General features: G+C 44.0%; 10 protein-coding genes. All 10 read left to right on the forward strand.

Annotation, left to right across the window (positions count from 1 at the left end; all coding sequences use genetic code 11):
- The first annotated feature begins 45 nt into the window (after nucleotides 1-45).
- Nucleotides 46-1,083 carry a FecR family protein gene (locus AQ505_RS11145; protein ID WP_062548253.1) on the forward strand — a complete coding sequence of 346 codons (1,038 nt, stop codon included), beginning with the start codon at nucleotides 46-48 and terminating at the stop codon, nucleotides 1,081-1,083.
- Between the two features lie 285 nt (nucleotides 1,084-1,368).
- Nucleotides 1,369-4,809: a TonB-dependent receptor gene (locus AQ505_RS11150; protein ID WP_062550975.1), complete on the forward strand. Its 3,441-nt coding sequence runs from the start codon at nucleotides 1,369-1,371 to the stop codon at nucleotides 4,807-4,809.
- The gene (locus AQ505_RS11155) at nucleotides 4,809-6,548 is read left to right on the forward strand and encodes a DUF4397 domain-containing protein (RefSeq protein WP_062548254.1); all 1,740 of its coding nucleotides are present in this window, start codon (nucleotides 4,809-4,811) and stop codon (nucleotides 6,546-6,548) included. Before AQ505_RS11150 ends, AQ505_RS11155 begins: the two co-directional genes overlap by 1 nt.
- Before the next feature lie 68 nt (nucleotides 6,549-6,616).
- Nucleotides 6,617-7,837, forward strand: a complete 1,221-nt coding sequence (locus AQ505_RS11160; RefSeq protein WP_231635074.1) for a hypothetical protein — start codon at nucleotides 6,617-6,619, stop codon at nucleotides 7,835-7,837.
- A gap of 4 nt (nucleotides 7,838-7,841) precedes the next feature.
- Entirely contained in the window at nucleotides 7,842-8,930 is a 1,089-nt protein-coding gene (locus tag AQ505_RS11165) for a fasciclin domain-containing protein (protein WP_197286354.1), read from the forward strand.
- 6 nt (nucleotides 8,931-8,936) lie between these two features.
- Nucleotides 8,937-10,265, forward strand: a complete 1,329-nt coding sequence (locus tag AQ505_RS11170; protein ID WP_062548256.1) for a hypothetical protein — start codon at nucleotides 8,937-8,939, stop codon at nucleotides 10,263-10,265.
- A 2-nt stretch (nucleotides 10,266-10,267) separates the two neighbouring features.
- On the forward strand, nucleotides 10,268-11,266 hold the full coding sequence (locus AQ505_RS11175; RefSeq protein ID WP_231635075.1) for a fasciclin domain-containing protein: 999 nt from the start codon (nucleotides 10,268-10,270) through the stop codon (nucleotides 11,264-11,266).
- A gap of 28 nt (nucleotides 11,267-11,294) precedes the next feature.
- Nucleotides 11,295-14,552, forward strand: coding sequence for a TonB-dependent receptor (locus tag AQ505_RS11180; RefSeq protein ID WP_062548257.1), 3,258 nt, complete (start codon nucleotides 11,295-11,297; stop codon nucleotides 14,550-14,552).
- 33 nt (nucleotides 14,553-14,585) lie between these two features.
- Nucleotides 14,586-16,754, forward strand: coding sequence for an IPT/TIG domain-containing protein (locus tag AQ505_RS11185; RefSeq protein ID WP_062548258.1), 2,169 nt, complete (start codon nucleotides 14,586-14,588; stop codon nucleotides 16,752-16,754).
- 172 nt (nucleotides 16,755-16,926) lie between these two features.
- Nucleotides 16,927-17,352: a hypothetical protein gene (locus tag AQ505_RS11190; protein ID WP_062548259.1), complete on the forward strand. Its 426-nt coding sequence runs from the start codon at nucleotides 16,927-16,929 to the stop codon at nucleotides 17,350-17,352.
- Nucleotides 17,353-17,427 lie beyond the last annotated feature (75 nt).

The following is a 17,427-nucleotide window of genomic DNA, read 5'->3' on the forward strand; positions in this document are numbered from 1 at the left end:
CCTACCACTAATTTTCTGCGCTATACCTATTGAAGGAGATAGGATATGCAACACCCCATAGATAAAGAACTACTAAAAAAATACCTGAAGGATACTTGTACCCCCAGCGAGCTGGAAGTTGTACGCGGGTATTTAGGCAGACCAAGTACCGAGGCGATTTTACAGGAACTGATCGCTGAAGAATCAGCCGCAGAATGGGAGTGCGCCACGAATGCGCCTGTAGAACTTGATGAACAGCTGATCAGATGGCAGTCTAAATTTGAACAGCGTAAAGCCGTATCATCAGGCCATAGCCCAAAAATCATTAAAGGCTTTTTCAGCAGGAACAACTTTCTAAAATATGCTGCGGTATTGAGTACGGTCATTTTAGGAATAGGGATCTATACATTGAACAGCTCCCAGGAAAAAGAACTTCCTAAAGCAGCAATTCAATTGTCCATGAAAACTTTTACTACGGTAAAGGGGCAGCGTGCAAAGATCACCTTAACCGATGGAACCATCGTTTACATGGGAGCGGGCAGTACTTTAGCCTATCCTGAGCAATTTAAAGATTCGATCAGAAGTGTATCCTTAAAAGGAGAAGCATTTTTCGAAGTCGCAAAGAATCCTGCACAGCCCTTCATCATCCAGACAGAAAACATTCGCACCCAGGTATTGGGAACTTCCTTTAAAGTAAACGCCATCACTGGAAAACCCTTTCAAGTGCAGGTGGCTACCGGAAAGGTAAGAGTAGATCGTATAAAAGAAGGCCAAAGAGAGGAACTCGCCATCTTGACCCCAGGACAGCAGCTGAGTTTAAAAACCTTAAATGACCGGGCGGTTTCCAGCGAAATTGCCGTTGCAGATATTCAGGGATGGAGAAATTCAAGACTGGTTTTCAAAGACCAGACCATTCAGGAAATCGCGGAGCAGCTGGAGCGTTCCTACGATGTTCGCTTTACATTCAAATCTCCGCAAAAAGCAGCAGCTGTGCTGACGGTCACCCTTCAGGACAACATTCCTTTAAATGAAACGCTGCGGGTTTTAAGTGCCGGCGCACATTTCAAATATCAGATACAAGGTAAAAACATCATTATTAAATAAGGAAAGGCGGTTATGACGGATTAGTTACTCAAAAAAAAACGTTCCCAATGGCCCTGGCAGGCTAAAGGGAACGCTTCATTAAAATTCGTCCTGCCTTCCATGTTTTCGACGACACATAGGCAGGTTGAAATGGCAGCCGGAAAACCGGCTCATACACCTATTATTCGCCCAAAGGGCATTTTAACACGTATAACATTCAAATATATGCAAAAAGGATCAATAGCTAATCCTTCACTTTTGGAGGAACCCGGTGGTTCCAGATTTTTAAGAATAATTTATTTGCTGATGAGATGTTCATTTGTCCTGTTGTTTACTAAGCTGACCATGGTAGGCATGCTGTATGCCAACACCGTAACTGGCCAGGATCTGAACCGAAAGGTGGATCTGAAACTGGAAGGAGTTGGGGTAAAAGAAAGCCTGCTACATATAGAAGCCAAGACTGGCGTAAAGTTTCTGCTTCCACAGAAGGTGCTGGACATCAGTACCAAAAAAGTAAACCTGACCACAAATGATATGACCGTTGCGGAAGCCATTAAAAATGTGCTTTCCAATTCCGGTTTAAGGTATAAAGTGGTGGAGCATTATGTAGTGATTGAAGCCATCCCGGTTCAGCAGCGGATCACGGGCAGGGTAACTGACGCGGCAAACAAAGAAAGTTTACCAGGCGTATCTATCCAGATCAAAGGCCAGCAGCGCGGAACCTCCACAGATGTAGACGGTAATTTTAGCCTCACAATTACGGAACCCGAGGTGACCCTGGTATTCAGTTACATGGGCTACAACACCAGAACGGTAAAAGTGGATAAAAACAGCGCTAACCTGAATATCGCCATGACGGCTTCCAGCAATGCCTTAAATGAGGTGACTGTGCAGGCCAGAAGAAAAGCGAATACAGAAGTTGCCGTATTGGACGAAAGAAAAAAATCTTCCGTGATCCAGGACGCGATTTCTTCTCAATTGATAGAACGTACCGGAAGTATCACCACTACGCAGGCCTTACAGCGCGTATCAGGGGTAACGGTAACCGATGATAAATATGTAGCGATCCGTGGTTTGGGCGATAGAAGTGTTATCGGACAGCTGAATGGCGTTCGTTTAGCTTCCTCAGATCCAGACCGCAGTACGATCCCACTAGATTTAGTACCCGCTTCCTTATTAGACAACATCACCATTTATAAAACCGTAACGCCGGATAAACCTGCAGATGCAGCAGCGGGTATTGTGGAACTGAAAACTAAATCTGTTCCTGAAAAGGAGACTTTTGAAATCATCGCGCAAAGCGGATTAAATTCAAATGTAGGTTTAGGTGGTCAGTACAATAGCTTCTGGAACAGTGACATGGGGACTTTCGGTGGAAAGATCAAGGACAAGAACCTGAGCAATGATTTTAAAAACCTGGCCAAGCAATATCCAGACGGATTGGGTTCTATACAAAACATGATTGCCAACAGCAATTATAGCCCAAGTGCTTATCAGGAAGTCAACCGCATCAATAGCATCATGCAGTCTTTTGATCCGGTGATGACTACGCAATACAAAAAAGCACCCTTAAATCAGCTGTATTCGGCGACCTATGGAAATAGCTTTGATGTATTTAAAAAACATAAAATAGGCTTGATCCTGGGCGGGAATTACTACCGACGCATCACTGATATTTCCGGGGGAGATTTAACCCAATACAGTATCTATCAAGGGGTGGTGACTGGTAATACCGATGTATACAGTCCGCGGAATATTCCAAACTACATCACGCCAAACAGTCTGTATATGGGTAAATACCAGACCTATAAAGAAAATACAGGTATAGAAACGCTAAACTACGGTACTTTAGCCGGTTTAACCTATCGTTTCAACAGCAGAAACGAAATCAGTATGCAATATCTGGGCAGCTGGGGTGGAGAAAGCAAGGCGACCAACCTATACGGTCGTTATGAATATACCGGCTTACCGGGCGATGTATACACGACTACTTATTCTCTGAAACAGACCTTCCGTAACCTGAATACCTTCAATTTACAGGGAGAGCATAAATTTCTGGATAACGAAATGTCGCCTCGTTTAAGCTATAATGTGGCCAGCTCCAGGTCTAAACAAAACGATCCGGATTTCCGTTTCGCCAGCTTAGTAGACTATATGCCTAGAGGCGGTGGCTGGTATTCAAGACCGGGAATTGGTGCAGGAAGTACTACTGAAGGCCTAACTTATACCAAACATCTTTACGCTTTAACCTCCGGTTATGTGAATGGATTTGGTCCTTATGGCATCATGCAGGCAGAACCAAACGGACGCAGATGGCGTAACCTGGATGAGAAGAATTACAACTATAAAGCAGACTTGAGCATCCCTTTTAAACTATTCGGACAGACCCAGCAGTTTAAAACAGGGATCAACTATTTGTTCCGTGACCGTTCATTTACAGAGAATCAGCTGTTCTTGCCGGGCTCAAACTTTACCTCGAATAAATCTATCCCATTGTATGATGTGGAAGGCAACTTAAACCGACTGGTGAGCAATCAGATCATCGGTGTAAAGGCACCTGCAGCCAATCAGGGCGAGGGCATGATGCCTATCGGTGGTTTCTTGTACAACACACAAAAATCTCCGAACAACTACACCGGCTACTTTGAAACCAATGCCCTGTACGGGATGGTGGATTTGAAAATCACGGAAAAGCTTCGTGTAGCAGGTGGTGTCCGTTTCGAAACCACTAATATCGGATCCAAAGTAGATACGGCAGGGGTATTCTTAGACCCTTCCTTAACTGCAGGAGGTGCCAGCGGTGGAAGGATTCCATTGAATCCAATCAACCCGAATTCCGTTTATAAAACTGGTTTCAAGCCGTATTATTCGGTCAACGCCACTTATACCTTAAACGACAACATGAATTTCCGTACGGCTTACAACACTACGCTGGCCCGTCCGGAGTTAAGGGAAATCACCAATGTGTTTGAGTTCGACGCTTTCCAGATGGGATTGGTAGTCGGTAATCCAAACCTGAAAAACCAATCTACGCAAAACCTGGACTTCAGATGGGAATGGTTCCCGGATAAAGGGGAGGTGCTTGCGGTTTCCGCCTTCGGCAAACGTATTGAAAACCAATTGGTAAAGGTGTTCAGTCTGCAAACTGCAGGTTTAGCGGCCACTTATCCGGAGTTTCCAACCATCCAGTTCCAGAACGATCCTAACGTTGGTAGGGTATGGGGATTGGAGCTAGAAGTAGTGAAAAGTCTGGGTGCTTTATATGATCCTTTGAAGAATTTCTACTTCGGCTCTAACCTATTACTCGCACAGAGTGACATCAAAAAAACACCGGAACGTTATGAAGCCATCCGTTCACTGGATCGTTATACGCCAAAAAACTCTCCGCTGTTTGAGCAGGCACCTTATTCCATCAACCTTTGGTTAAACTATGAAAACCCAAAATCCGGCTCTGATTTAACCATGACTTTTAACATGGTAGGAGAGCGTTTGGTACAGATTAACCTGACCGGTGAGCCTGATTTGTACACCCAGCCGGTACCGGTATTAGATTTTGTATTCAGTCAGCGCATCACTAAGAGCGTGAAATTTAAAGGATATGCGAAGAACATCCTGAATCCGGCCATCAAAACCGTTTATGCAAATCCTCAGACTGGTGGTAAATGGTACGGTAACGAATACATCAACCGCAGTTTTACCCGTGGTGCAGAAATTATGCTGGGCTTTACCTATAACCTTCTTAAATAATGAACAAGCTAAAATATAAATTCCTCCCCCTGTTTTTCCTGACGGCAATGCTCTTATTTCAGGCTTGTAAAAAGGATAAGCTGAATTTTGAGGCTGATAACCGCGTTTTAACAGAGAACCGTGTGAATTCTACGGCCAGGGTGATCAATCTTTCGCTTTACAATCAGGTGATCGCCAATGGTGATAGCCTGACCAGTTTTCTAACCCCAGTTCCAACTCCAGGATCGCCTCCAAAATTACCGGGAACTTCGTATTTCCCTGTGAATGGCTATTTGACTAAGAGCTGGTACATCCCGCAAAACCTTTTCAATGCACAGGAAACCGTAAAATTAGACTTCATGACCCGGTCTTATCAGCCCACATTAGGTACTGATATTAAAACAGAGATCAAAAACGATTACAGCAATCCAATGGATTATTTCCTGATGCCAACTTTTGCGATGGAAGGACAGCCGGATGTAGTTCCTGTGAAAAGAGGGGTCTCGGCACCTTCAAAACCTGATCACTTTAAAATCAGGATCGTCAACCTTTCCGGTAAAATTAAGAACCCTGCTTTCAACAGCAGTGGAGCCCTGGAAGATTTAACGGGCCGCGTATCCCTGGCTTACTCAGATGGTACGCTTGTGAATACGCGAACCAGCAACATGAATTCCGTTGATGTGGCTTCTGAATATGTAGAGCTGCCTTATGGCACCTACCAGTTTAAAGTACTGATGGCGGACGGCCGACAAATGCCTGCCCTAGGTGCTGAATTGAACCAGTATACCATATTAGACCCGCCAACTTCTACGATTCCAAGAACGATCAGCAATTCTACTGCTTTAGTTTATGCACCGATTCAAACCTATCAGCCTGGAGGGATTTACACGATCTTAATCGCTCCACAGCGCTTTAATTATTTAATCAATGAGAATTCGGAAACCGCTGATACTTACCAGAATTCATTCCAGATATTGAATGACAATACCGCTCCTGTTAACAATAGCTATTTCCGAGTACAAGGTGTGAATGCTTTGAACACTGAAAAAGTAAGTTTCAGAGTAGATGGTAAAACGATTGCCAGCGGTCTTGGTTTTGGCGCATCCGGCGACTATAGTAATTTCATACAGGGCACACATACCATTGAAGCGGTAGATGCTTCAGGGAAGGTCATTGCTTCAGGATCACAAGTACTTCGTTCTGCGCAGAATTATACGGCTTGGTTATCGCCAGATGCTGCAGGAGCAGCTAAATTGTTAATCGTTGCCAACGATTTGAGCGGTGCAACTTATACCGGTGGCCCTGAACAGGAAGATGCTACTTATGCTAGAAATCAGTACCGCTACTTCTTCTTTAAAAGGTTTTTAAACCTGTCGGCCGGCAATCCTTATCTCACTTTCACGCTGGATAACGGTCAGCCTATTTCCAGCGGCGAGGACAATCCTAATGCTGGGGTCAACCTTCAGCCGGGGATGCCTTTGTTTGAACGTCCTTATGTGAGCAGTGATTACGCCTCAAATTCTTATGAGGTAATGGCCTACCGTTCTAAGCCTAACGTGGTTCCTGGGGTTTGGGCAAGCGATATACAGGTGCTGAAAAGCGATGCTTTTATCGCCAACAAAGACCTATACCTGAGGCCAGGAAGGGAATTGCCTGTCCATGAGCCTGGTATTTATACGGTTAGCTTAATTGGGCAATCTGGAACGGGAAGCGTACCAGCCACCAAAGCAAAAATGATCATTATCAAACATAACAAATAATGAAAGCAGCAAAAGCCCTTATGAATCCGCTAATGATCGCTTCATACGCTATTAAAAAATATCATCTGATGAAAAAGAATAGATTATTTCTAATGAACAAAACATTCGTCTGGCTGGTCGCTTGTAATTTCCTGCTGCTGACCTCCGGCTGTGTAAAGGTCGAATACAGTAAAATTAAGGAGCCTGCGTACCTGCGCGTGTTCAACAACCTGAACTACGTGCAAACGCTGGGCAGTAAAGACAATAAAGTACCGTATTTCTGTATGTTCATCAATCCGGTAGTGGATGCCAGCGGGATGCCCGTAAGTGCAGAAATTGTAGGTGATTTCCTGGACCAGCGGGATGCTTATGCACCGCCATATCCATCTCATATTGGAACCAGTACTTCGGTAAATAACCCGGAATACCCTGGAAAAGAGAATGTATTGGTAGGTCCGATTTTAAACGGTTTTGATCTGAGCAGCTGGGCACAGGTGCCATCTGGAAAAGTACGCATCATGTTTGCTTACCGACCTAAAAATACGGTGCCCTTCTTTCAATTAGAAACCCACCTTAAAAAGGACATCCTGATCGATACCACCATCAATTTGACCAATCAGGAAGTCTATACGCTGCACCTGCTGCAGAAAGACTTTGTCAGCAAGAAAACAGGGGTATTACTGCGTCAGGAGATCTTCCATAAACTCCCATTGTCCGACTCACTGGCTTATGTGAATTTCTATAACATGAGCGCAAAAGGATACTGGCAGGCAGAAAAGTCCCTTAAAGAAGACAATTTCTTATTGGCAAGTTTTCAATGGGGAATGAAAGACGACATGAACGTTTACCTTTCGCTTTTCGAAAATCAGAATATATTGAGTACCCAAGGGGCCACCGTAACAGGCTACAAAGGGAAATACTTCGCCAATGTGAAGCTAAATACGGAAAGTCCAGCAGTGAGCCCTTATTCCAGCTTCCCGATCTGGGCCAGTAAATCATCCAATGGCATCACCACCAACATCTGGCCTAGGTTCGACTTTTTTGTGCCGGGAATGGACATCACCACCAATCCATACTATGGCGGTTCTACGGATAATGGTGGAAACTGGGTTTCTGTGAATTGTCTGCAAAACGGTAAAATCAGGATGACAAGCAATGATAATGCGGCAATACTGCCTAACGTATTGGTCAACATCCACTCTGGCAAGAACAATCCGGCCACATTCGCTACCGTAAACACCATTGAAGTAGTAAATGGTAAGGTTTATTTAACCACCATTCAAAGGAAATATGCACCGCCAATTTATTAAGAATATGATTTTCAAGGAAAAAAGAAAATATAGGAATAAAACGCTGATGATACTGGCCATAGGAATGCAAATCTTATTGCTGGCTTCCTGTAAGCATGATGATTTAACGATTGCTGAACCGAACGAAAACATCCGTCCGGCAGCAGATTTTGTTAAGAACAACTATGAAATGCGCTTGTTTTATGCGGCCATTAAAAAAGCAGGCTATGTGGATGAGCTCAATGGAACAGGGCCTTTTACCATATTGGCACCTACCGATGAAGCCTTCAATAGGATGGGGGTTTATAGCCCTTCAGATTTTGATAAAATGAACCAGGATAGCCTGAAAAAGGTGATTGGGTACCATTTGATGCCTCGGAAATTGAGGGTGAGCGATATTCCAAATAATGGAATTGATGTGCGTTATGCCACTTTAGCTGGCAGCGACCTGTATGTTTCCAGAGCTTCAACCAACCCAAATGGAGGTGCAGAAAATGAACTGTATTTTTCTGGATCTGAGGTGCTGCGACAAGATGTGGTGCTGGCCAATGGAACCCTGCATGTGCTGGACAACGTGATGAAACCTAATTTCAATAAAACCGTACAAGCCTGGCTGGCCGGACATCCGGATTACAGCGTGTTTGTAAGCGGTTTAAAGAAGTTTAACTTATGGGATCAGCTCGCCGGAACAGCAGAATTCACCGTTTTTGCGCCCAATAATGAAGCCCTTAAAAATGTAGGCATTACCGCTGCTTCCTTAAATGCAATGGATGTCAGCAAATACCAGGGAGAGCTGCTTTTTGGAGTTTACCTTTTATACGACAGACACTTTTTTGTGTCCGATACTCAGGTGTTCGCCAGGATCAATTCGAATGCCTCATTTGACTACTATCTAAAGAACAGCAGCTATTATATGACCTTCGGAGGCGGAAAACTATATCCCACTTTTAAACTGGGTTATGGAATAAGCTTACGTAATGATGGACCAACAGGTAGTCTTATCAACTCAGCGACCAGCACCATCGTCGCGAAAAATGACAATTTATGTAGCAATGGGCTTGTGCATCACCTGGCTGATGGAATGGTTAAACCAGAACAAGCGATAAAAAAATAAGATATCATGATGAATATGAGAAATTTAAGGTCAGTGATTTTATGCTCAGGTCTGCTGCTGTTTGCCGCTTGTACCAAAAGCGAATTTATACCTGACCCGGCAGGAAGCCAGGTTCCTTTTCAACCTGAAGCCACACAAACTGTAGAAGAATTATTAGCCGCATCTCCGGCAAAACTTTACTACAGCGCCTGGCAAAAAAGTAATATCAAGACGATCCTGAAAGCAAAAAGCAGCAAATTGGTGTATACCGTTTTTGCCCCGAATGATGCGGCAATGCAGGCTGCGGGTTTAACTGCCGCTGCAATCGGGCAGATGCCTGTCGCAAAATTAGATAGCTTAATGATGTTTTATACCACGCTTGGATTCGTTACGCAGACAGAACTGAAACAGCGAAGCGACAATTTTGTGGTGAAAACCCTGCTGCAGAAACCTGGGCTTTACCTGCCTTATTATGAAAATACAGCATCAAGACAATACGACCTTTATTACTTTAAAAACTATGTAGGTGTAAAAGGAGAGTCCCTGCTGGTGAATGGCAAGAACCTAGGGAAACTGAATTATATCCCTGCGGTAGATGGTGGGCTTTACCTCTTGGAAAAAGCCATAGAAAAGCCAACCAAAACCATTTTAGAAGCTTTAACCGCAGATGGCAGATTTACCATATTCCTGGAATCTCAGCGCCTGGCAGATGAAAGTTATATCGAAACGATGATCAATGGTATGGAGCCGCTTTTCGGTTACAGACCTGAGCCGGAAGAAGTGCTGCCATATATTACCGGCAGAAAGCTGTACACCGTTGGATGGGGCATCAATGCGCCAATTTATCAGGGATACATAGGACCAAATATTACCATATCTACACTCTTTGCACCAACAGATGAGGCTTTTCATAACGCAGGATTTCAAACCCTCGCCGAAGTCATGAAGTTTAATGAACGCGGTGCCAGCACAATTTATTTTGATGAGAATTTGTTTACCGGAGTGGGTGGCTTTCCAATGGATACCGTATACAATTTTCACCGTGATTGGGGAAGGATGTTCCAGCGACTGACCACGGGTGGAGATAAAGCGATCGCGAATACCACCGTGTTTTATGGCAATGTGCTCAATGCTGCACTGAACGAATACATGGTGAATGTGGGCGGAAATGCGCCTGCAGAATTTGCCTATAAAATGCCAATCGAATTTTCATCATCCAATAACAGCGTTCAGCTGAAGGCAAAAGGTTCCAGCTATCCGGCAGCAACGGTAACAGAGACCGATATCAACACCTTAAACGGACCCATCCATGTGGTTGACCGCCTGATTTTTCCTAAAGGATTTAAACTAAACTAAACATGGCACATTTATATAAAAAGAACGCCTTATTTTCTTTGATGCTGATGACCATTTTGGGTACGTCATGCAGTAAAGATGACCAGCAAAATAGCGAATACGATAATAACAAGATCAACCTGGTAATCGCCGATAACTTTAACCTTTCGACATTCAGCGCGGTGTTAAAACGTAGTGGTTTAGATAAATCCTTACAGCAGGGTGCCGGGCCTTATACGGCATTGGTACCTTCAGATGCTGCCTTTAGTACTGCGGGTTACGAAGGACCAGTAGGGGTGATGACCGCCAATCCAACCCTCATTTCGCGGATTGCGAACTACCATACGCTGGATGGAAAGTATGAACTGAACAAGCTCCCTTTCCTGTTTAATCAGGAATTACGCTCCCGCGGAGGTAAGTTATATGCCACACACTGGATCAAAGGACAGGACACCATCCTGACCCTGAATGGCTCCAGAGTGATTTCGCAGAATATCCCGGCTTCCAATGGATTGATCCAGGTGGTAAACCGGGTATTGAGCCCGTACTTACATGATCTATTGGGCGATGCCATCGCTGCAGAAGCCAGTACCACACTTTTTGCCCAAGCTTTAAGAAGTTCTGGTCTGCTGCAAACCATCGATGGAGCAGGTCCTTACACGATTTTTGCCCCCGATAATAACGCCATGCAGCAAATGGGTTATGGAAGTATTGAACAAATCAGCCATACCGATCCGGCAGAGCTGAAGCGTTTCGTAAACTACCATGTGGTAAAAGACAGGCGCTTTATCTACGATTATATTTTAAGTACCGGGCCTTCCAATATGAGTTTACAAGCCATGCTGGATGGTAATTCTGTAACAATGTACCTGGTACCAGATGAAAACATCGAAGGAAGTTTTAAAGGAATTACCCTGAAGGGAATCGGAAATACAAACCAGATCAACCTGCTGAAACAAGACATCCTTTCTGGAAATGGGGTATTACATATTATTGATGGCGCTTTGCGAATTACCCAATAAGGCTTCGTAAAACAATTAAACTTAAAAAATGAAGAAAATATATGCAGTCGTTATGCTTTGCGCCCTGATATTGGTGTCGTTTTATAGCATGGCGCAAGAAACAAGTGGTTCTTTAACCGGACAGGTGAAAGATGCCAAAGGTTTAGCGATCCCTGGTGCTACAGTGGTGGCTATCCACACGCCATCGGGTACCCGTTACGCCATGTCGGCGGATAAAGATGGCCGTTATTTCCTAAACAATCTCCGCATTGGAGCCCCTTATCTGGTGACCGTTTCCACTATGGGGATGCAGAATGCAGTGCGGAACGACATTGCAGTTCGTCTGGGCGGTAGTCAGCAGCTCAACTTTGTGCTGTTAGAAAATGCACAGGAGCTGAAAGGAGTAGAAGTATCCGCAAGGAAAACCGTCCGCCAAAAAGCCGACAGCTACGGAACAGGAAAAAACATCAGCTCCGAGCAGGTGAAAAACATGCCAACAATTAGCAGAAGCATTACTGACATCACCCGTTTAACGCCTCAGGGTAGCCGGGACAATAGTTTTGGCGGTACCAATTTCAGGTACAATAACGTGACTATTGATGGTGCTGTAAACAACGATGCCATTGGTTTTAGTCCTTCACAAGGCGGACAAACCGGTACTTCAGGCATGAATGGCAGCAGTACAAGGACCAACCCGGTTTCTTTGGACGCCATTGAAGACATGCAGGTTTACCTGGCACCGTTTGATGTGAAAATCGGAAACTTTACCGGTGGATCGGTCAATGCCGTTACCCGCAGTGGTACCAATACGGTCACAGGTTCGGTGTACGGATTAGGAAGAAACGCCGCATTAACCAGCAAGGACCGCGTAGGTGGTTTGGGTAAAATGAACTCCGATTTTTATGATTATCAGGCTGGTTTCCGCGTCGGTTTCCCAATCATTAAAAACAAGCTTTTCTTTTTTAGCAACGAGGAAATCACCCGTCGCCAGGACCCTACACAATTATCGGTAGGTACAGCAGAAACGGATGCTATTTTCAGTGTAGCAGATGCGCAGTCAATTGCCAATACAGTGAAAACCAGGTACGGAAGTATCTTCGATGCAGGTACTGCCGATGTATATACCAACTGGAGTAAATCGCAGAAATTCTTTAACCGCTTAGACTGGAACATCAATGATAAACACCAGCTGGCGATCAGGAACAATACGATTTTCAGTAAAGCCACACACATGGACCGTGATCAGCAGGATTTCCGTTTCAGCAGCATGGCTTTCCTACAGGAAAACAACCAGACGAGTACGGTTGCTGAGCTGAAAAGCAGGTTCAATAATGAGCTGTCTGGTAATTTGTTAGTCGGCTTTACCCATGTAAACGACAACAGAGATCCATTAAGTGACCCTACCTTGCCGCAAGTGCAGATTATGGGACGCACACCAGGAACGACCATTTATTTAGGTACAGATCGCGAGGCGAGTATTTTCAATATGAAACAGAAAACCTGGGAATTTACCGCAAATTTAAACTGGACAAAAGGACGTCATAAGTTCTTAATCGGTACGCATAACGAGTTGTACAACATTCAATATGGTTTCGTCAACTCCTGGAATGGTCGTGTGGATTATCAGAGTATCGAAGATTTCACCAACAACAATCCTTACCGAGTAAGAGGCAGTTACAATTATTTCAATAACAGCAGAGATTACCTATTGGCCAATCCGGCAGCAGATTTCAACGTCAACATGTACAGTTTATATGTGCAGGATGAAATCAGAATCAGTGATAAATTACGCATTACGCCAGGATTACGTGCAGATTTCGTGAATTTACCGACCATGCCGACTTTAAGTGATAAAGTCCGCGACATTTTCGCAGATCCAAATTTTGGAAATACCTACACGTATACACCATTGAACCGTATCAACAACAAGTTCTTAAACAAAGTGCAATTGTCGCCGCGTTTAGGTTTCAGATACGATGCACTGGGTGATCAAAAGTTAATTTTAAGAGGAGGTGTGGGGATGTTTACCGGTCGGATTCCTTTCGCATGGTTAGCTTATGCGTATTACAATACCGGAAATACTTTTGGAGCGATCGATCAGAGAGCTGATCAACAGCCGTTCTTACCAGGTACAGATCCGATTAAACCAAGCCCGAATGGTATTGGCGGATTTATTGAACAAAACGGTACGGTGATCAACAACCCAAATAGCGGTCGTACACAAGTCGACCTGGTAGATAACGGTTTTGAAATGCCGCAGGTATTGCGCGGAAGTTTAGGGATCGATTACGAAACTGAAAACAACTGGCGCTTTACCGTAGAAGGAATGTATACGAAAAACTTAAAAGATGTGTTGTTCCAGCAGTTGAATACCAAAGACAATCCACTATATTATGGTTACGACAAAGAGAAACAACAGCCAGTTTATGGTGGCACAGTAGATCCGCGTTTCTCTAATATTTACTTGCTGAGCAATACCAAAGAAGGCTACCGCTACAGCTTAACTGGTACCATTGCCAGAACATTTATGAACGCTTTAAATGTGAGTACTTCTTATACCTACGGACAATCAAAAGATTTAAGTAATGGGGTGCGTAACTCTATGGAAAGTAACTGGCAATTAAACCAGGCTTTGATTCCGAACAACCCAACACTGAGTGCCAGTAATTTTGACATTCGCCACCGCATTGTGTCCACCATTAGTTATAACTACGAATGGAGCAGAGCGGGTAAAACGAACATCAGTTTATTCTTCAGCGCACAATCCGGCAGTCCATTTACCTATGGAATTGTGAATGGAAATATCCAGGGCTTGCCACAGCAGGTGAGTTTAACCTACATCCCAATGAGAGAGGAAGCGATCCGTTATTTCAAAGACATTTCAACGGCAACTGCGGCGCAGCAGGCAGCAGCATTTAATGAGTTTATTGATGGAAATGAATACCTGAGCAGTAGAAGAGGCAGATATACAGAGCGAAATAAAGGAAGAACGCCATGGAATGTTCAGGCAGATTTACACCTTTCCCATGAGCTGTTTGTTAACGCTGCGAAATCTCAGTCTTTAAGCTTTACGGTGGATGTGATGAATGTCACCAACCTGATCAGCAAGACCTGGGGTGTGCAGTATTTTTCGCCAAACACCTTTAATTCTACCAGCAGTGTGGGCTTAACACCTTCGTTATTCCCGCCGCAGCAAAACGCCGATAATTATCCTGTCTTTACTTTTAATAATCCTGGTCAGCCATACAGCATCGATTATTTTGGATCGAGAGCGCAGATGCAGCTGGGATTGAGGTATAGCTTTTAGTTCATATAGATTAGAAATTAAGTCATAAAAAAGATGAATATTCAACACAAATGGAATTTTAGTATTGGCATTATGCTGTGCTTCCTGCTGTTTATTGGTGCTTGTAAAAAGGATAAGGTAGCCATACCAGATGTGCCTTTCAAAATAAACAGCTATTACCCGAATAGTGGGAATGCAGGAACCCTGGTTTCCATCGTTGGGGAGGGTTTTGGAACTGAGCTTGCTAAGTATTCGGCAAGCATTTCAGGGAAAGCCGCAGAAGTGATCAGTGCCACAGAAAATACGATTGTAGTCCGCATGCCTGAAGCTGGGGTAACTGGCGTATTGTCGATAAATTATGATTCCAGAAATTATGACCTTGGATCATATACTTATCAGGCATTAAGTGTGAAAACGGTATTCCCTGCAAATGGCCCTGCAGGTTCTCAAATCAGGATTACCGGAGCTGGTTTCAGTAGCACCACTGGGCCGGCGACGGTTTTCATCAATGGAAAACCAGCATTGGTAGTGAGTGTGTCTGATGAAATTATCGTAGCTGAAGTGCCAGAAGAGGCTGGTTTTGGCCCGGTTACGGTGAAGGTGGATGGCAAAGAAGCCAAAGGTCAGAATTTCACGTACCAGGCCATCAGCAGCATCAAACCTTTAAGCGGTGGTAAAAACACAAAAGTGACGATCAACGGTGTTGGTTTTGAAGAATTAGCGGAAGGTAACCTGATTGATTTTAATGGAACCAGCGCTATTGTTCTGGAAGCAACAAAGGAGAAGCTGATCGTACAGGCACCTGATGGTGTCAATACAGGTCCTCTTTCTGTAAACATCAACGGGCAAAAAATTGCAGGTCCGGTATTTACGGTCGTGGCGGCACCAATGATTCAAGTGGTAACGCCATTAAGCGGTCCGAAAGGAGCGGAGATGACAATTTCTGGTGTTCAGTTCAGTGCGGTGCTAGACGAGAATAAGGTGTTCATCAATGGCGTATCTGTTGATGTTCAATCCGCAACTGAAAGCCAGATCAAGCTATTGGTGCCAGGAGGTACCGGAAGCGGATTGGTAAAAGTGGTGGTAAATGATCAGGCGACCAACGGGCCTCAGTTTAAAGACCAGACGCTTGGGATTATTTCCGTAAGTCCGGATAATGGGATTGCAGGAACAACCGTAACGATTAAAGGATCTGGCTTTAGTGCCAGCGCTGCGAATAACAAGGTATACTTTAATGGTTTGCTGGCCACAGTGAAAACCGCGACAGAAAATACTTTGGTACTGGATGCGCCATCAGGATTAAGTACTGGTGATTTAAAAGTAGTAGTAGACGGTCAGGAAGCATTGGCGCCGCAGGATTTTAGAAGAGCAGGAATGTCTACGCTCGCTGGTGGTCCTAACAGTGATACATTCGGACGTTTTAATGTGGGTATCGCGGTCGACAATAGTGGCAACGTTTACATCGCAGACAGAATGAATCAAGTGGTCAAAAAGGTGACGCCAACAGGTACAGTAAGTGTTTTACAATCCAATGGGGCCAATATTCTCTTTGATACACCTTATGGAATTGTGATCGATAAACAGGATAATATTTATGTATCAGATATTGGCCGTAATCAGGTTAGAAAAATTACGCCATCAGGACAAAATACGGTGTATGTTGCTGGTTTTGCACCAGGATTAATGACATTTGACAACGCAGGAAATCTTTATATTAACGTGGTAGCTGCTTACGGAGGGATGTACAAGGTAAATACAGCCGGCATTGCGACCAAAGTAAGTGGTCCATCATGGCCAATGTCTAAGCCTGTGGTAGATGCAAATGGAAATCTTTATTATGTAGATTCTGGCTCAAGCAGTAACAATGCGATTTCAAGAATCCCTGTTGGAGGTGGAAATGAAGGCTATTTTGTGGGCTCTTCTGATTCAGGATTTGATGACGGAATAGGCTTCGCTGCAAGATTCAACAGTATTGCTGGTGGATTGGCCTTATATGGTACCGGTAAACTAATCGCCGGTGATAGGTACAATTATGCCTTAAGAGAGGTTGATGTTGCCAATAAAAAGGTTTCAACCGTAGTCAAACTAAGATCTGGTTTTGCGGACGGTGCATTCTCTGATGCGAAAATCGGTTCAATGGATGATATGGCCATCGATAAAAATGGAATTATTTACATCCTTGATGCCGAGAATAAGGCGATCAGGAAAGTATTTCTGAAGTAATATTCATTTAAAGGATTGATACTCCTTTCAAGTATAACGGCTGTTCATCGTAAGAGGAACAGCCATTTTTTTTATAGACAATCTTTCTTTTTAAAGGCCCTATGTTAAATTTGGCAACTTTGTTGCATTTACCTTGTTTGTTAGGAAATAATAATGCAACTTTGATGCAGTTGTGAAGAGAAGCAAAAAACAAATACAGATCAGATTAAAGCAGGGGGCATCCTTCCTGTTGGTCTTGCTGTTTTTAAGCATTGCTGCAGCCCCGGTTTTAGACGATCACAACGATGGGCATAGGAATGCTCAGGAACAACACAAAGGATCAGAAATGTATGTTACGCAGGTAGGTTATAGCACTGCAGAACTATACAACTGGGCAGCAGAACAGTCTGGTACGCAAGAACAATTGCAGCGGTCAGATAAATGTTCCGTTTGTGATTATTACCACCATATCCAGGGCAAGCAAATCTTTTCCCATTACCTTTTGGAGCTTCCTGCAATTTTCTCAAAAGTAATCAGTACGAGTCCGCATCTGCTAACCGGAAACTATAAAATTACGGTTCAGGGTTTCACGAATAAAGGGCCACCTCCAGCTTTTTAAGCTCTTGACCGTTTGCTATGCGGTCGTTTTTACACCCAAATTTTACACCATCCGGATGATGATTTCTATGGGCTC

It is taken from the genome of Pedobacter sp. PACM 27299 (genome assembly GCF_001412655.1).
Lineage (GTDB): Bacteria > Bacteroidota > Bacteroidia > Sphingobacteriales > Sphingobacteriaceae > Pedobacter.

Coding starts and splice junctions, on each gene's coding strand:
- AQ505_RS11160 (WP_231635074.1), top strand. CDS start 6,617: ATGAAAAAGAATAGATTATTTCTAATGAACAAAACATTCGTCTGGCTG.
- AQ505_RS11180 (WP_062548257.1), top strand. CDS start 11,295: ATGAAGAAAATATATGCAGTCGTTATGCTTTGCGCCCTGATATTGGTG.
- AQ505_RS11175 (WP_231635075.1), top strand. CDS start 10,268: ATGGCACATTTATATAAAAAGAACGCCTTATTTTCTTTGATGCTGATG.
- AQ505_RS11155 (WP_062548254.1), top strand. CDS start 4,809: ATGAACAAGCTAAAATATAAATTCCTCCCCCTGTTTTTCCTGACGGCA.
- AQ505_RS11165 (WP_197286354.1), top strand. CDS start 7,842: ATGATTTTCAAGGAAAAAAGAAAATATAGGAATAAAACGCTGATGATA.
- AQ505_RS11145 (WP_062548253.1), top strand. CDS start 46: ATGCAACACCCCATAGATAAAGAACTACTAAAAAAATACCTGAAGGAT.
- AQ505_RS11185 (WP_062548258.1), top strand. CDS start 14,586: ATGAATATTCAACACAAATGGAATTTTAGTATTGGCATTATGCTGTGC.
- AQ505_RS11170 (WP_062548256.1), top strand. CDS start 8,937: ATGATGAATATGAGAAATTTAAGGTCAGTGATTTTATGCTCAGGTCTG.
- AQ505_RS11150 (WP_062550975.1), top strand. CDS start 1,369: ATGAGATGTTCATTTGTCCTGTTGTTTACTAAGCTGACCATGGTAGGC.